The sequence below is a fragment of the Kribbella sp. NPDC049174 genome (genome assembly GCF_043197365.1).
In the GTDB taxonomy this organism is placed as follows: Bacteria; Actinomycetota; Actinomycetes; order Propionibacteriales; family Kribbellaceae; genus Kribbella.
The window spans coordinates 1,019,595-1,034,234 of sequence record NZ_JBICSZ010000001.1; the positions used below are offsets into that span (position 1 = coordinate 1,019,595).

At 68.8% G+C, this 14,640-nt stretch carries 12 protein-coding genes; 6 read left to right on the forward strand and 6 right to left on the reverse strand.

Translation table 11 applies throughout. The features are described from left to right. Positions 1 to 2 precede the first annotated feature (2 nt). On the reverse strand, positions 3 to 1,640 hold the full coding sequence (locus tag ACGFIF_RS04690; protein ID WP_393151438.1) for a Wzz/FepE/Etk N-terminal domain-containing protein: 1,638 nt from the start codon (positions 1,638 to 1,640) through the stop codon (positions 3 to 5). A 191-nt stretch (positions 1,641 to 1,831) separates the two neighbouring features. Between ACGFIF_RS04690 and ACGFIF_RS04695 the strand changes: the two genes are divergently transcribed. Then, complete coding sequence (locus ACGFIF_RS04695) at positions 1,832 to 2,347, forward strand: MarR family winged helix-turn-helix transcriptional regulator (RefSeq protein WP_393151440.1); 516 nt, start codon at positions 1,832 to 1,834, stop codon at positions 2,345 to 2,347. Next, positions 2,347 to 3,927, forward strand: coding sequence for an MDR family MFS transporter (locus ACGFIF_RS04700; RefSeq protein ID WP_393151442.1), 1,581 nt, complete (start codon positions 2,347 to 2,349; stop codon positions 3,925 to 3,927). The genes ACGFIF_RS04695 and ACGFIF_RS04700 overlap by 1 nt, the downstream gene beginning before the upstream one ends. Here ACGFIF_RS04700 and ACGFIF_RS04705 read toward each other — a convergent pair. The 4 genes from ACGFIF_RS04705 to dacB all read right to left on the reverse strand — a co-directional run bounded on the left by ACGFIF_RS04705 (position 3,924) and on the right by dacB (position 8,850). Continuing rightward, positions 3,924 to 5,180, reverse strand: a complete 1,257-nt coding sequence (locus tag ACGFIF_RS04705) for an MFS transporter (RefSeq protein WP_393151444.1) — start codon at positions 5,178 to 5,180, stop codon at positions 3,924 to 3,926. The two genes, ACGFIF_RS04700 and ACGFIF_RS04705, sit on opposite strands and share 4 nt — an antisense overlap. Before the next feature lie 17 nt (positions 5,181 to 5,197). After that, positions 5,198 to 5,779 carry an ArsR/SmtB family transcription factor gene (locus ACGFIF_RS04710; protein ID WP_393151446.1) on the reverse strand — a complete coding sequence of 194 codons (582 nt, stop codon included), beginning with the start codon at positions 5,777 to 5,779 and terminating at the stop codon, positions 5,198 to 5,200. A gap of 508 nt (positions 5,780 to 6,287) precedes the next feature. After that, entirely contained in the window at positions 6,288 to 7,241 is a 954-nt protein-coding gene (locus tag ACGFIF_RS04715; RefSeq protein WP_393151448.1) for a GNAT family N-acetyltransferase, read from the reverse strand. Between the two features lie 40 nt (positions 7,242 to 7,281). Then, entirely contained in the window at positions 7,282 to 8,850 is a 1,569-nt protein-coding gene (dacB, locus tag ACGFIF_RS04720) for a D-alanyl-D-alanine carboxypeptidase/D-alanyl-D-alanine-endopeptidase (RefSeq protein ID WP_393151450.1), read from the reverse strand. Positions 8,851 to 9,006: 156 nt separating this feature from the next. Between dacB and ACGFIF_RS04725 the strand changes: the two genes are divergently transcribed. From ACGFIF_RS04725 to ACGFIF_RS04740, 4 genes are all read left to right on the forward strand, one after another. Next, positions 9,007 to 10,320: a family 43 glycosylhydrolase gene (locus tag ACGFIF_RS04725; RefSeq protein ID WP_393151452.1), complete on the forward strand. Its 1,314-nt coding sequence runs from the start codon at positions 9,007 to 9,009 to the stop codon at positions 10,318 to 10,320. 142 nt (positions 10,321 to 10,462) lie between these two features. Continuing rightward, complete coding sequence (locus tag ACGFIF_RS04730; protein WP_393151454.1) at positions 10,463 to 12,580, forward strand: alkaline phosphatase family protein; 2,118 nt, start codon at positions 10,463 to 10,465, stop codon at positions 12,578 to 12,580. A gap of 3 nt (positions 12,581 to 12,583) precedes the next feature. Then, on the forward strand, positions 12,584 to 13,351 hold the full coding sequence (locus tag ACGFIF_RS04735; protein WP_393151456.1) for an MBL fold metallo-hydrolase: 768 nt from the start codon (positions 12,584 to 12,586) through the stop codon (positions 13,349 to 13,351). Further along, complete coding sequence (locus ACGFIF_RS04740; RefSeq protein WP_393151458.1) at positions 13,348 to 13,938, forward strand: DedA family protein; 591 nt, start codon at positions 13,348 to 13,350, stop codon at positions 13,936 to 13,938. Before ACGFIF_RS04735 ends, ACGFIF_RS04740 begins: the two co-directional genes overlap by 4 nt. Here ACGFIF_RS04740 and ACGFIF_RS04745 read toward each other — a convergent pair. Further along, on the reverse strand, positions 13,924 to 14,565 hold the full coding sequence (locus ACGFIF_RS04745; RefSeq protein WP_393151460.1) for a TIGR03085 family metal-binding protein: 642 nt from the start codon (positions 14,563 to 14,565) through the stop codon (positions 13,924 to 13,926). The genes ACGFIF_RS04740 and ACGFIF_RS04745 overlap by 15 nt on opposite strands. Between the last annotated feature and the right edge of the window lie 75 nt (positions 14,566 to 14,640).

Genomic DNA, 14,640 nt, shown 5'->3' on the forward strand with positions numbered 1-14,640 from the left:
CATCAACCCTGCGGTACGCGTTCCGACGATCGGCGGTTCTTGGCCGGGCGGAAGGCGAACTGCTGGGGCAACGGCACACTCTCGGGGTCGGTCAGGCGAACGGCCCGGGTAGCGAAGCGCTCACGAAGCCGGCGCAGGAGTTTCGGCCCGCGGTCCGGCTGCCGGTAGACGTAGCCGACAAGGTCGGAGTCGACCTCGTCGAGCCGTTCGACCATGGTGACGTGGTCCTGGACCGGCTCGCCGGGGCCGAGGACGACGACGGATGCATCCGCGTCCTGCACCAGCTCGATGGCATTCGCCACTCGGAGCAGCGCGGGACTGTCGATCAGCACGAGGCCGAAGGACGCCTTGGCCTCGGCGATCACCTTCTCCACCGCCTCGGAGTACGCCTGGCCGGTGGTCCGGTTCACCCGGGCGGGACCCGCCCTGAGCACGGTGACGTCCGCGTTGAGCGGGCTGGGCTCGATGCAGTCGGACACCGGGAGGCAGCCGGCCACGACCTGCTCGAACCCGTCTGCCGGTGGGCTGCCGGGGAGCAGCAGACCGGTGAGGGCGCCCTTGGTCGCATCGGCGTCCACCGCCAGCACGGGCGTACCGCTCTCGGCGACGGCGAGCGCGACGTTGGCCACGACCTTGCTCCGGTCGGCACCGGAGTCCGCGGAGACGAACACGACGGTCAGTTGGTCGTCGCGGGCAGCGCGAATCCGCTCGACCGAGCCCGCGGCGAACCGGAACGCCTCGGCGGCCGGGGACTGCGGGTCGGCGGCCATCGGCAGCGGATCGGTGCCGGCCGAGAGCCGTGACCGGATCCGCCCGTTCCCGCCCGGTGGGATGTCACCGATGATCGGTGCGTCGTAGATGGCGAGCGGGTCGAGCCGGTCGTCGAGAGTCCGGCGGCGACCGGCCCGCCAGTAGGCCAGCGCGGCACCGAGTACGAGCCCGGCCACCAGGCCGATGGCACCGGACCGCTTCGAGTTGCCGTTGATCGGCACCTGCGGCTCCGGCGCCCAGGCAACGGTCGGGTGGCTGGCCAGGGCCAACTGCAGGTTGGCCAGGGTCTCCGTCCGCTGGTTCTGCAGGTCGGTCAGCTGGCCCTTGGTCCGGGCGTCCCGGATGGTTCGCTCGAGAGCGGCCACGTCGGCGGTGCCCTGAGCGGCGATCGAGGCGGCCCGTACGTCGTCGAAGGCCTGGAGCACCGCGTTGACACCTGTCTGGGCCACCGTGGAGTTCGGCCAGGTGAAGGTCAGGGCAACGATGCTGGAGCCGAAGCCGCCGGGCGTGGTTCCCTCCGGCGGAGTGATCTCCAGCGACTTGGTTTCGCCCGCGAAGTCGCGCATGGACAGCACATTCCCGTTCAGCGCCGCGTTGGCGATGCGGGCGGCGCGGTCGGCGACCTCCTGGGACTGCAGGAGCAGGACCTGACTGTCGAAGTACTGGTCGGCGGACTCGCCCTGGTCGAGCGCGCTCTGTGGCACGGTGACCGTGGCGAACGCGCGGTAGACCTCGGCTTGCAGCAGCGAGTATCCGACCGCGGCCCCGGCCATCAGCACCGCGATGACCAGGACCATGATTCGGTACCGGCGGACCGCGCCGAAGACGGTCGGCTCGAACCGGCCTTGATCGATTCCTGTGGCCTGCATGGCCCCCACCTCAGTCGCTCCCCTGGACTTCGGTGCACCGCTGGCAGCACAGTGCGCCCCCCCTCCTGCGAGGATAACGGAGAGTTGCCGAAAAGGGACGGGCTCAGCCGAAAACTCACAGTCGGTATTCGAAACCGGTCAGTCTGCCAACATGGTTGCAGAAACCAACTAATTGCGTATATAGTTGGGTTATGCAACTAGCTCAGGAACCCCTTGTCCCGAGGGTGGAGCGGGACGCGCCGGCGCAGGAGCTGCTCGAAGGAGTCAGTTCGCTGATCCGCGCCGTGCGGTGTGTCGAGCACCGGCATCTGGCGCTCGACGGCGGCCTGCGGCGGGCCGATGCGAGTGTGCTCAAGGTCCTGCTGAGGGACGGCGAGCAACGCGGCGGCGAGCTCGCCGCCAAGCTCGGTGTGGACGCGTCGGTGGTGAGCCGGCAGCTGACCGCGCTGGAGGCCGACGGACTGGTGAGCCGTCGGCCGGATCCGGCCGACGCGCGGGTCGGGCTGGTCAGCCTGGCGCCGCGCGGCCAGGCCCAGCTGGAGGCTCTCTACTCGTCCTACACCCGGCATCTTCGCGCCGCTCTGGCGGACCTCGACGACGATGCGCTGCTGGCCGCTGCCGACACGATGCAGCGGATCGCGCACGCCATCACCGAGGTCACCAGGTCCGCACGGCGCACACCGCCCGTACCTTCGACTGGAGACTGATGACCGTCACCGAGACCCGGCACGTAGCGCCCAGCACGCCGGAACTCACCCACCGCGAGATCCTCGAGATCCTGATCGGCCTGCTCGCCGCGCTCTTCACCGCGATGCTGAGCTCCACGATCGTCAGCAATGCCCTGCCGACGATCATCGCCGACCTCGAAGGCTCCCAGACCCAGTACACCTGGGTGCTGACCGCGAGCCTGCTGGCCACCACGGTGTCCACCCCGATCTGGGGCAAGCTTGCCGACCTGATGAGCAAGAAGCTCCTGGTCCAGCTGGCGATCTCGCTGTTCGTGGTCGGTTCGGCGCTGGCCGGCCTGTCCCACAACGTGCCGTTCCTGATCGGCGCCCGCGTCCTGCAGGGCCTCGCGATGGGCGGCCTGATGGCGCTCGCGCAGGCGATCATCGGCGCCGCGATCCCACCCCGCAACCGCGGCCGGTACTCCGGCTACATGGGTGCTGTGATCGCCGTCGCGACCGTGAGCGGTCCGCTCATCGGCGGCGTCATCGTCGACACCTCGTGGCTCGGCTGGCGCTGGTGCTTCTACGTGTGCGTCCCGCTGGCGGTGATCAGCCTGGTGATCCTGCAGAGGTACCTGCACCTGCCGTTGATCAAGCGCCGGGTCCGGATCGACTATCTGGGCGCCGTACTGATCAGCGTCGCCGCCAGCCTGCCGCTGATCTGGGTCACCTTCGCCGGTCACGACTTCGCCTGGATGTCCTGGCAGTCGGCGCTGTTCGTCGGCGGCACCCTGGTGTTCGGCATCCTCGCCGTCGTGGTCGAGAACCGCGTCGCCGAGCCGCTGGTCCCGCTCAAGGTGGTCAGGCAGCGCACCACCGCGCTGGCGATCGTGGCCAGTCTCGCCGTGGGCGTCGCGATGTTCGGCAGCGCGCTGTTCCTCGGTCAGTACTTCCAGGTGGCCCGCGGCTACAGCCCGACCGAGGCCGGCCTGCTGACCATCCCGATGATGCTCGGGTCGTTCCTGGGCTCGGTCGGCTCCGGTCAGATGATCACCCGGTTCGGCAAGTGGAAGCGCTACTTGGTTGCCGGTGGCATCCTTCTGGTCGCCGGCCTGACGGTGCTCGGCACGATCGACCACACCACGCCGTACTGGTACGTCGGTCTCGGCATGCTGGCGATGGGTCTGGGCATGGGTATGACGATGCAGAACCTGGTGCTCGCCGTACAGAACACCGTGGACGTCAGTGAGATCGGTGCGTCCAGCGCGACGGTCTCGTTCTTCCGCAGTCTGGGCGGTGCCGTCGGTGTCTCGGCGCTGGGCGCCGTGCTCGCGGTCCGGGTGAAGGACCTGATCATCCAGGGCCTGCTCGCCGGTCCGGGTGGTGCCGAGGCCGCGCGGAAGTTGCAGGAAGGCGGCTCAGGCAGCACGAGTCTGCTCGATGTCAATCACCTGCCGCCGCAGTTGGCGGAGCTGGTGCGACAGTCGTACGGCGACGCGACCGGGCGGATCTTCCTGATCGCGGCAGCGTGTGCGGTGGTCAGCCTCATCGCGGTCCTCTTCATCAAGGAGGTCCCACTCCGCCGGACCGTCGCCAAGATCGAGGTCGACGCCGACTAGAGCTCCGGGGGCTGCAGGCCGTCGAGGCTGTGGGTGCGGATGATGGGGGAGCGGATCAGCCACAATACGGCGAGGAAGCCGCCGGCAGCTGAGACGAGCAAGGTCTCGCGGACGCCGATCCAGGTGCCGAGAAGGCCGCCGACCACCGCACCGAGCGGGCGGACACCGTAGTTGATGCTGCTGAACGCGCCCGCGACCCGGCTGCGCATGTGGTCATGGGTGACCGCGGCTTGCAGTGAGTTGAGCGGTACGTCGAAGCACATCACCGCGAACGCCCCGATGAACTCGGCCGCGGCGAGCGCGGCGGCGCGGGCCAAGGTCGGACCGTCCGCGAGCGCCGCGATCGCGATCGACCCGGGGAAGACGATCGAGCTGGCCGCGATCACCCGTCCGGCGCCGAAGATCCGGGTCAGCGGCGACGCGGCGAGCGCGCCGAGCAGGCCGCCGGAGGCACCGATCCCGAAGGCCAGGCCGATGGTCCCGGCGGACAGTTCGAGGTTGCGGCTGGCGAAGAGCACGAGCAGCGCCAGGCTGATCAGGTTGAAGAAGTTGACCGTTGTCGCGCAACCGAGACTGCTGCGCAGATACGGATGGTGGAGCAGGTAGTGCATCCCGGCACTGGCTCGCTTCAGCAGCGGCTCGGCCGACTCCTCGGGCTCGCCTGGCGGTGTCTTGAGCCGGCCGAGCTGGAACGCCGACACCAGGAACGACAGCGCGTCCACCACGATCGCGATCGGCGCCGTCAGCCACTGCACGAGCCCGCCGGCGATCGCCGGGCCGCCCATGAACGAGATGGACCGGGTCGCGGAGAGCTTGCTGTTCGCCTCCAGGAACTGGTCGCGGGAGACCAGGCGGACGAAGAACGACGCGTACGACGTACCGAACACGACGTCCGCGATGCCGGCCAGGATCGCGATCACGTAGAGATGCCCGAGCGTCAGCATGTCCAGCCAGTACGCCACCGGAAGGGTGAGCAGCAGCATCGCCCGGGCGATGTCGGCCGCGATCATCAGCGGGCGTTTGTCCGGCCGGTGGTCGACCCACGTGCCGATGAACAGTGAGGCGAGGTTCGGCAACCAGACCGCAGCGGTGAGGAAACCGACCTGACTGGGTGACGCGTCGAGCAGCAGTACGGCGATCAACGGCAGGGACAACTCGGTGACCCGGTCGCCGAACTCGGAGACGGTCTGCGCGGACCAGAAGGTCCGGAACTGCCGGTCACGCCAGAGACTCGTGGCGGAAAGAGTCTTCACGGTCGGTTCCCCCAGGATCAGTTTGTTGCTTCGGGCAAAGACATGCGGAGATAGCGGATCGCGCGGGCACCCTCCGGTGCGCCTTCCTCACCGCGCTGGACGTAGGGGGCGAGCACCTGCTCGATGGCGTCCTCGATCGCCTCGGCCTCGGCGGAGGTGAGGACCAGCCGGGTGTTCGCCGAGCCGGCCAGCCGGTCCCACTCGGGGTCGAGCTCGGGTTCGGTCTCGACCAGCCACTGCTGGGCGGACTCCAAGGCTTGGTTCATCATCTCGGCCCGGAGCAGCCGGCCTGCCTCGATGCCTTCCGGGGTGTCCGGCATCTCGTACCGGAAGCCGCGCGCCACCGCCCGCCACCAGCGCTGCCGCTTGTCCGCGTCCGGCGGCTGCTCGTCGACCACCAGGCCGAAGTTCGCCAGGTGGCGCAGATGCCAGCTGGTGACCGACGGCGACGCGCCCACGTGCTCGGACAGCTGGGTCGCCGTCGCCGGGCCGTTCTTCTGCAACCAGCTCAGCGCGGCCAGCCGGACGGGATGGGCCAGCGCCCGCATCGCCTGCGGGTCGGTGATCTCGAAGTCGCCGTACGGATTTCTGAGAGACATGTTTCGAGAGTAATCTCTCAGATCTCCGGACCGCAACACCTAACCGCTCGGACGACCGGCGGGGAAACGTCTAAAGGACACCGCTGTGCGGCGGCTGTTCTTTGCGCCTTCGGCGGGGCGCGGACCGGGAACGCGGGCTGATGTGATCGGCGGGTGTGCTGGGGTGGGATGGGTGCAGCTAGGGGAGAAGCAGCCGTTCCCAGACTCGCCGGTTTTCGATCGATTGGTGCTGGGGTGGCCTCGATAGGCCGCATCGTCCGGGTACAGCGCAGCGACAACCTCGTGACTCGATGCCATAACCGGTTCGGAGATGCCACCCGGGGAAACAGTCTGCTGCCACATCACCGTCGATCCCGTCGGTTTCCACGACATATCTGCCGATGACGTTGACCGGCATCCGTAGTCACAGCACATCCGCCTGTCAGATCAGTCCGTGTCGCCGGTCCGCGCTCGCCGAAGGCGCAATAAGCAGCCGCCGCGTAGCGGTGTCCTTTACACGTGTGCGTGGTTACCGGTCGAGGGTTTGGCGCCAGATGTCGCTGATCAGGTCGGGGCGCATCCCGACGGAGGTGTAGAGGCTGACGGCCGGAGTCGGGTTGGAGCTGTCGACGTGCAGCATCGTCCCGGCCCGGCCGGCGGCTGCGTCGACGGCGAAGGCGTCGTACAGCAGGAACTTCGCGAGACCCTTGCCGCGGGCCTGGGGTACGACGGCGAGGCGGCCGATGTAGCCGCAGTTGTCGGTGCTGACGAAGTTGTCGTTGCACTCGGTGACCGCGACGGCCCGGCCGTCGAGCTCGACCGTGGTGAGCTGCGACCAGTCGAAGGTCGACCGGCTCTCCCGGGACGCGGCCCACGCCTCGTACGGCCGTGGATCCGCCCCGGGCTGCGTGCTGAACGCTTCCCGCAGTACGGCGTGCGCCGCCCGGCGACTCGGGTCGTCGAAGGCCCCACGTCGTACGACTGCTCCGGCCGGAACAGGCGGTGGTTCGACCGGGCCGTCGAAGGTGATTCGCATCCGGTGGATCGACGTGGCGACGGCGAAGCCCTTCGCGGCCACGATCTCCGGCAGGAACTCGTCCTGCCGGATCACGCCGACACTCAGCACAACCTCGCCGGGCCCGGCCGCCCGGGCGGCCTCCTCGGCCCGCGCCACCGCCCGATCGAGCAACCAGTCTGCCACCGCCGGAATCTCACTCAACAACTCGAGCTCCACCCGCGACCCGTCACTGTTCGCCGCCGCCGTCGCCGACCCGGCAAACTCCCCGTCGGCATCCAGCACAACCCACCCGTCGGTCCCCGGATCGAACCCGGGATCGCGCAGATAGTTGGCGACGTCCTCCGCACTGTGCTTCGCAAACCCCAGCAGCGCGCTCGTGTAAGTCGCACTCCGCTCAGCGATCAGCGCAGCGTCGTCCACCGTCATCGGACGGACCTCGAAACCTTCGGGCAGTACGGCGGTCATTCACACATCGTGGTGAACGACCGCCGTGCTGTCGAACCGATTAGCAGGCCTTCTCCCATTCGAGGTCGCACTGCTCGGTGGTGGTTCTGAGGGTGTTGGGGGCGATGGCGACCGGGGCCTGGTCGGACGACGAGGCGAGGGTGACGCCGACCGCGTCCTCGATGGAGCGTGGGCTGACCAGGTAGTTGTTGCTCATCATCGAAAACACGAGCTTGCGGCCGTCCGCGTTGGTGACGTAGCCGGACAGGGACGTGACGCCGGTGAGCGAGCCGGTCTTGCCGTGGAGGTTGTTCGCGGCCGGAGTGTTGGCCATCCGGCTGCGCAGGGTGCCACCGACGAAGCGTTGCGAGTTGCCGGCGATCGGCAGCGCGTCGTACCACTGCTTCCACCACGGCTCCTTCTGCACCCCGATCAGCAGGTCGGTGATGCTGTCCGCGGTGACGTTGACCTTGCGGGACAGGCCGGAGCCGTCGGACAACCGGATCGTGCTGGTGTCGACGCCGACACTCTTGGCGTACTCGGTGGCCACACCCAGGCCGGCCGGCCACGTGCCTTCGGCCTCCGCCACCGCGCCCATCGCCTTGACCAGTGTCTCGGCGTGCATGTTGTTGGACAGCTTGAGGAACGGGTTCATCAGCTCGCCGACCGTCATCGACTCGTCCCGGGCGAGGACCCGTGCGGCGACGGGGGAGGCCGCGTTCTTGACGTTGCCGATCACGCTGATGCCCTGCGCGGCGAGGGCCCGCCGGAACACGTCAGCCGCGTACAGCTCCGGCTCCCACACCGTCACCCACTCCTGGCCGACGCTCGCGCCGAGCGGCACCGAGCCGGTCACCCGGACGATGTTGGTGCCGTGCTCGCGCTCGATGTTCAGCGTGTTCGACGATCCGGCCGCTCCGGTCTTGGCGGTGCTGACCAGTTTGAGTACGCCGTTGGCCGGGACCAGTGCGAGCTGCACGGGTGCTCCGACCGACGCACCGGGCCGGCTCTCGACGATCGCCGTACCGGAGTCGTAGTCGGTGTTCGGGGCGAGCGTGAGGGCGGAGATCTGGGCGGAGTAGTAGAACGGCTCGTCGTCCCAGGCCCAGCTGTCACCGAGGCGGACGTGGTCGAAGTACGTGTCGTCCGCGATCAGGTCGCCGACGACCTGCTTCACGCCGGACTGCGCGAGTTGCTTGGCCAACGAGACGTAGTCGGACTCGAGGGCGGTCGGGTCGCCGTACCCCTTGAGGTAGAGGCTGCCGAGCAGCGTGCCGCGATGGACCGGGCCGGTCGCGAGGACATCGGTGTGGAAGCGGTACGACGGGCCGAGGACGTGCATCGCGGCCGTCGAGGAGAAGAGCTTGGTGTTCGACGCGGGCAGCATCCGCTGACCGCCGTTGCGGTCGTACAAGGTCTCGCCGGTCGTCGCGTCCCGGACCACCAGTGCGACCTGTGAGCCGTTGTAGCGGCTGTCGTTCAGGAGCGTGTCCAGCTGTGTCTGCAGCGGCGTCGCCTGCACGGCGGTCGGCGCCGTACCCGACTGAATCGCCACGCCGCCGGCGGCCGTCGCCAGCACGGCGACGGCGGTGATCACCCCACGCCCCGACACTCTCGGTAAAAACCTCACGAGAACTCCCCTCAACCCAGGCGGAAACCAACTAGCGGGAGTCAACACCCCCGAGCGCCGCTGGTCCAGTCATCAGCCGAATCGACCTCTGGTCATCCAGGTGAATCGATGGAAAAGTTCGGTCCACAGGTATCCGCCCCCACCTGAGGAGTCCCCATGCGACGACTTCTGACGGCCCTGCTGGTTGTGCTCGGCCTCTCCGCTCTGCTGTCACCGCCGGCCCTGTCACCACCGGCGCACGCGGCCACCACCGCGGCCGTCTTCCCCGCGCAGATCATCGGGGAGGACTTCCCGGATCCGGACGTGTTCGAGAAGAACGGCACCTGGTACGCGTACTCGACCAACAACGGTCGAGGCCACGTGCCGGCCGCGACCGCACCCAGCGCGAACGGCCCCTGGACGATCCGCGGTGACACGATGCCCGGCGGACCGTCGCCGGGCTGGGCGCAGTCGGGCCGCACCTGGGCGCCGGACGTCTACCCGAACCCGGACGGCAGCTACACCCTCACCTATACGGCCTGGCACAAGGCGTCCGGCCGACAATGCATCGGCGTCGCCACCGCGACCAATCCGCTCGGCCCGTTCAGCCCGGTCGGCAGCCAGCCGCTGATCTGCCCGCTCGAGCTCGGCGGCGCGATCGACGCGAACACCTTCGTCGCCAACGACGGCACTCGCTATCTGGTCTGGAAGAACGACGGCAACGCGATCGGTCAGCCGTCGACCCTCTGGCTCACCCGTACGGCGAACAACGGCACGACCCTGGTCGGCGGCAACTCGGCCCTGCTCACGTCGAGCGGGATCATCGAGGCACCCGATCTGGTCCAGCGTGGCAGCCAGTACGTGCTCTTCTTCTCCGGTGGCGGCTACACCGACTGCAACTACCTGACGTCGTACGCGACGGCGCCGAGTCTGAGCGGTCCGTGGACGACCGCCTTCCGGCCACTGATGACGACGGCGACACTCGACAACCACATCTGCGGGCCGGGCGGCGCGGACTTCGTCGGCAACAAGGTGTTCGTCCATGGGTGGGTCGGCGGGGCGCGGCACCTGTACGTCGCCGACCTCGGCTGGGCCAACGACTATCCGGTCGTCCGTGGCAGCCGGGTGCGGTACGAGGCCGAGCGGGGGACCCTCAACCACTGCGTGGTCCGGTCGAACGCGGCCGGGGCCTCGGACGGGAAGGTCGTCGCTTACATCGACTACGCCGACTCCTGGGTGGAGAACACCGTGTACGCGCCGGTTGCGGGCGGTTACACCCTGCACGTCGGGTACGCGAACGGCTCGGGAGCCACCGCCAGCCACGGAGTCGTTGTCAATGGCAACAACCAGGGTGCGGTCAGCTACCCGGTCACCGGCTGGGACAACTGGCGGCAGAGTTCGGTGTCGGTCACGCTGAACGCCGGCTGGAACACCATCCGCCTGACGAAGGGCACGCTGTACGCGGAGGTGGACTACCTCGAGGTTCAGTGACGGGTCAGGGAATGGCCCGGTGGGTCCCGGAGTGAACCCGGGATCCACCCGTCCCGGTGCGTGGCGCGATGCGTTGGTGCTGGACGATGCCTCGTAGGCTCGGTACAGCACCACTGCGTCGACGGGGAGCACGAAGCGGGAGATGGCGAAACCACCTGAACAGATGTCCGGGGACCGGCGGCGACGACGCCCGGTCTGGCTGGACCTGCGCCGCCGTACCGGGCGTGGGCTGCAGGCGATGCTGTTCGGCGGCCTGGCCTCGCTGATCTCCCTCATCATCACGTTCTGGACGCTGCCGCAGATCAGCAGTGACGGGCGGCTGCCGATCCTGCGGTTGGTCGTGCTGCTGGCCGTGTTCAGCATGCTGATGCGCTGGGTGCTGGCCGGGATCGCGATCCTGATCGGCTCGATCGGCGTCCTGGTCGGCGGCTTGCTGTCCCAGTTCGGCGTCGTCTACCTCGGGATCACCGTCGACCCCGGGATCAACCTGCACGGCGGGGTCGAGGCGGCGCTGCTGGTGGCGATCGTGATGTCGTCGGTGAGCGCGTTCGTCGGCTGGGTCGCGTACGCCGGCAGTGACGACGCGTACGTCGCCGAGGTCATGCGGGTCGTGCACCGCCGGGCCCGCAAGATCACCCCGGCGCCGAAGACCGGGATGCTGATCATCCAGATCGACGGCCTGTCCGAGCCGCTGCTGAACTGGATGGTGCTGGCCGGCAACCTGCCGAACCTGGGCGGCTGGATCCGGGACGGCAAACACTCGATGGTCGGCTGGCACACCGGCGTACCGTCGACGACTCCGGCCAGTCAGGCCGGCATCCTGCACGGCGGCTCGCGGCAGATCCCGGCGTTCCGGTGGTATGAGAAAGAGACCGCCCGGGTGATGGTGACCAACCGGGGCCGGGACGCCGCCGAGATCGAGGACCGGATGTCGACCGGGCGCGGCCTGCTCGCCGACGGCGGCGTCAGCATCAGCAACAACTGGTCCGGGGACGCGCACCGGTGCGAGCTGGTCTTCAGCCGGGCCTCGCTGCCGAGCAACCGCAGCCGTGGGTACGTCCGGTTCTTCTCCAGCCCGCAGGGCGCCGCCCGCGGGCTGGTGCTGTGTGTCGCCGAGATGGTCAAGGAGCTGCACCAGGCCCGGCGCCAACGGGTCCGGCACCTGGTCCCGCGGGTCAAGCGCGGTGGCGCCTACATCTTCCTGCGCGCGATCAGCAACGTGCTGCTGCGCGACCTGAACGTCTCGCTGATCACCGACGAGCTGGTCAAGGGCACTCCGGTGATCTACTGCGACTTCGTCGACTACGACGAGGTCGCGCACCACGCCGGCCCGACCCGCGCGGAGTCGCTGCAGACCCTGGAAGGGCTGGACCGCGTCCTCGGCGCGCTGCAGCGGATCATCGACATCCTGCCGCACTCGTACGAGATCGTCGTGCTGTCCGACCACGGCCAGAGCCAGGGCTCGACCTTCCTGCAGCGGTACGGCCGGACGCTGACCCAGGTCGTCGACGACCTGGTCGACACCACCAAGGAGCCGGTCGCGGCGGTCGGCAAGACCGAGGGCTGGGGTCCGGTGAACGCGTTCCTGACCGAGCTGAGCCTGCGCCGCGGTGTGGCCGGCTCGGTCACCCGGAAGGCACTGCACGGCAAGGCCAGGAGCGGCGAGGTGGAGCTCGGCCCGAAGGACTGCCCGCCGGAGGTGGCCGCCGACGAGCAGATGGTGGTGACGTCGTCGGGCAACCTGGCGCTGATCTACCTGGCGACCACGCCCGGCCGGGTGCCGCTGGAGGAGATCGAGCTGCTGCACCCGAAGCTGATCCCCGGTCTGGCGACCCACCCTGGGGTCGGCTTCGTGGTGGTCGACTCGCTGGCCGAGGGGCCGGTCGCGATCGGCGGCGCCGGCGTCCACGTCCTGAAGTCCGGCCGGATCGAAGGCGACGACCCGTTGACGCCGTACGGGCCGTTCGCGGCCGAGTCGATGCTGCGGCAGGCGGAGATGCCGCACAACGGGGACATCGTGGTGATCAGCCGGCTGGACCACTACACGCACGAGGTGGCGGCGTTCGAGGAGCTGGTCGGGTGCCACGGCGGGATCGGCGGCTGGCAGACCGAGGCGGTGCTGGTGCACCCGAGTCGTTGGGTGGTGGACCAGGCTCCCGTAGGCTCCGACGCGGTCCACGCGCTGCTGATCAGCTGGCTCGAACACCTCGGCCACCGCAAGGACCTCCGGAAATCGGTCGAGACGAGTGTGGAGGCCTGACGCGTGCGGATCACCTGGTGGGGGCACGCCACCACCACCATCGAGGAGAACGGCACGCGGTTGCTCACCGATCCCGTGCTCACCTCACGGATCGCGCATCTGCGCCGCCGTCGTGGACCGGCGCCGCTGCCCGCCGCGGCCGAGTGCGACGCCGTACTGATCTCTCACATGCACGCCGACCACCTGCACCTCACGTCGATCCCAATGGTCGCGCCAGGCGCCGCGCTGGTCGTGCCGCGGGGTGCGGCCCGGCTCATCCAGCAGGACTGCGGTCCCGAGATCGCGGACCGCTGCATCGAGGTTGCTCCGGGCAACCAGGTACGGATCGGCGGACTCGACATCACCGCGACCACGGCTCATCACGACGGCCGCCGGCTGCCGTGGTCGTCGTACAGCGGACCGGCGCTCGGGTTCCGGGTGGAGGGCTCGCCGAGTGCGTGGTTCGCCGGTGACACCGACCTGTTCGACGAGCTGGCCGCGGAAGCCGGGCCGGTCGACCTGGCGCTGGTGCCGGTCGGCGGCTGGGGGCCGTCCCTCGGTCCCGGGCACCTGGATCCGGTCCGGGCGGCGGAAGCGGTTCAGCTGGTCGGGGCCCGGATGGCGATACCGGTGCATTTCGGGACGTTCTGGCCGATCGGGTGCGACTGGCTGAAGCCGGAGCTGTTCCTGCCTCCGGGGGACAGGTTCAAGGCTGCGATGGCCGAGCTGGATCCGGCAGTGAAGGTGGAGCTGTTGGTGCCTGGCGAGTCGACCGAGGTGGACGCGCCATGAGCGGAAATACCCACTTCGATCTCTGGTACCTGTTCGCGCTCGCCGGTGCTGTCCTGCTGGGCGCCGTACTGCCCGTGCTGCCGACCGGTGCGGCGGTGTCGGCCGGCGCCGTACTCGCGTCGCACGGGAATCCGATCGGGCTGGTCGGCGTACTGATCGCGGGTGCGCTCGGGGCGTATGTCGGGGATCTGATCGTGTACGCCGGGTGCCGGTTCGGCGGAGAGCGGTTGGCGAAGCGGGTCGGTTGGCTGCGCGACAACGCGTCATTGGACGCGCTGCGGGACCGGCTGGCCGACCACGAGATCGGTGTCCTGCTGACATCCCGGCTGATTCCGGGTGGGCGGGTGCCGGTGCTGCTCGCGGCCGGGCTCGCCGGGTACAAATGGGAGCGGTTCGCCGTGGTCGATCTGACCGCGTCGTCGCTGTGGGCCGCGGTCTACATGGCGATCGGGCTGCTCGGGTACGCGCTGTTCGACGAGCCCTGGCAGGGCGTGGCCGCGGCGATCGTGCTCGTGTTCCTCACGACCGTGGCGAGTGGCCTGGTCCAGCGCTGGCGGCGGAAGAGGCGCGCCTCAGACCCCGAATGACGCGCTGCGGAGCCGCTCGACGGTCTCCGCCTCACCGTCCAGCTGTACGTCGGCCACCTGCTGCCGGCCGAAGCAGAACAGCACCAGCTCCGAAGGCTTGCCTGTCACCGTCACCGAGCCCAGCTCGGTCGGCTTCTTCGCGACCGACGTCGTACCATCCGGCAACCGCAGCACCAGCCCGCTCGGCGCCTTCCGGGTCATCGACTTGGCGGCCAGCCGGACCGCCTTCCACAGCCCGGCCTGCTGCCCGGGTGGGAGGCTGCGGACGTCGTACGACGGCTGGGCGCGGCGGACGTCCTCGTGGTGAACGAAGTACTCGGTCGTGTTCAGCTGATGACCGAACCGCGGCACCGAGTAGATCGAGAACGTCGGCGGCCCGTTGCGGACCTTGTCGACGACCTCGGTGAAGCTGTACTGCGCCTTGACCCGGGCCATCCGCTTCGCGGTGGTGTCCGACAGCGCCGGGATCATGATGCCCGGCCCGGCCATCGGATCGGCCTCGCGGACGTGCAGGTGGACAGCCAGATCGTACGTGGTCCACCCCTCGCACAACGTTGGCTGATCCGGGCCGAGCCGGTCGAAGAGATCACACAGAGCAAGTCGTTCTACCCGGCTGTAGTCCGTCATATCTCGATCGTAGTTGTCGGTGTGGAATGGCAGAATGTCAATCGTTGTCATGCCTGTGCCTGGTTGATGCACCTG

Coding starts and splice junctions, on each gene's coding strand:
- ACGFIF_RS04690 (WP_393151438.1), bottom strand. CDS start 1,640: ATGCAGGCCACAGGAATCGATCAAGGCCGGTTCGAGCCGACCGTCTTC.
- ACGFIF_RS04695 (WP_393151440.1), top strand. CDS start 1,832: ATGCAACTAGCTCAGGAACCCCTTGTCCCGAGGGTGGAGCGGGACGCG.
- ACGFIF_RS04700 (WP_393151442.1), top strand. CDS start 2,347: ATGACCGTCACCGAGACCCGGCACGTAGCGCCCAGCACGCCGGAACTC.
- ACGFIF_RS04710 (WP_393151446.1), bottom strand. CDS start 5,779: ATGTCTCTCAGAAATCCGTACGGCGACTTCGAGATCACCGACCCGCAG.
- ACGFIF_RS04715 (WP_393151448.1), bottom strand. CDS start 7,241: ATGACCGCCGTACTGCCCGAAGGTTTCGAGGTCCGTCCGATGACGGTG.
- ACGFIF_RS04725 (WP_393151452.1), top strand. CDS start 9,007: ATGCGACGACTTCTGACGGCCCTGCTGGTTGTGCTCGGCCTCTCCGCT.
- ACGFIF_RS04730 (WP_393151454.1), top strand. CDS start 10,463: ATGGCGAAACCACCTGAACAGATGTCCGGGGACCGGCGGCGACGACGC.
- ACGFIF_RS04740 (WP_393151458.1), top strand. CDS start 13,348: ATGAGCGGAAATACCCACTTCGATCTCTGGTACCTGTTCGCGCTCGCC.
- ACGFIF_RS04745 (WP_393151460.1), bottom strand. CDS start 14,565: ATGACGGACTACAGCCGGGTAGAACGACTTGCTCTGTGTGATCTCTTC.